Origin of the sequence: Anaerostipes hominis (ex Lee et al. 2021) (assembly GCF_002270485.1) — a bacterium.
Classification (GTDB): Bacteria; Bacillota; Clostridia; order Lachnospirales; family Lachnospiraceae; genus Anaerostipes; species Anaerostipes hominis.
The window spans coordinates 1-679 of the sequence record NZ_NQOG01000072.1; the positions used below are offsets into that span (position 1 = coordinate 1).

Consider the following 679-nt stretch of genomic DNA (forward strand, 5'->3'; position numbering starts at 1 on the left):
AGGGCAATCTCAAAAGAAAAGCTGAAACAGGCAGGGCTTGTGAGTTGCTACGATTATTACATGGAACGTCATGCTTTGAAGTTATGTTGAACCGCCGTATGCCGAACGGCATGTACGGTGGTGTGAGAGGGGAGATTTAATCTCCCCTACTCGATTTTATAGGAAAGTTCGACAAACGTCGAACTCTTGAATGAAAATAGCCCGCATCAAGGCGGGCATTGGAATTGGACGACGTTGGTTAGAAGATACAAAAACCTTCTACACCAGCCTCGTCATCGAACAAATCATCTTCATTTAAGAAATAATCCATATCCAGAAGTTCATCTTCGCTCATATGGCGAATGTCCTTAGATGTCATCCCTTCTGGCGGATTATCGATATATTTTTTGCGTAATTCCTCGATATTAGGTTTCATGGGTGTATCTCCTCCTTTTAGAGGATTATAGCATAGAATGCGAAAAAAGGAATCATGCAGAAGAACGCTTTCCACGAGATTTGGATATTGCTTTCTCGTATAATTCTTCAAGGGATACGCATTTGTGATTGTAATATATTTCTAAAACAGTCATTTTGTGCTTGCAGTTAGGACATTCCAAAGGATCGTAACCGAAGGAAGTCAAAATGGCAGTTCTCCATTGATTAAAACTCCGATAGATACGGTGTTTGCTTTTAGAAACGG

General features: G+C 40.6%; 1 protein-coding gene and 1 pseudogene. Both read right to left on the reverse strand.

Annotated features, from left to right (window positions below; all coding sequences use genetic code 11):
- Positions 1-238: 238 nt before the first annotated feature.
- A complete protein-coding gene (locus tag CI597_RS18255; RefSeq protein ID WP_186992545.1) occupies positions 239-415 on the reverse strand; it encodes a hypothetical protein in 177 nt (58 codons plus the stop codon).
- Positions 416-467: 52 nt separating this feature from the next.
- Positions 468-679 (reverse strand): annotated as a pseudogene (locus CI597_RS19800) (IS91 family transposase); the annotation flags it as partial.

Bases quoted from the DNA above. Each gene is read 5' to 3' on its own strand.
- CI597_RS18255 (WP_186992545.1), bottom strand. From the start codon at position 415: ATGAAACCTAATATCGAGGAATTACGCAAAAAATATATCGATAATCCG.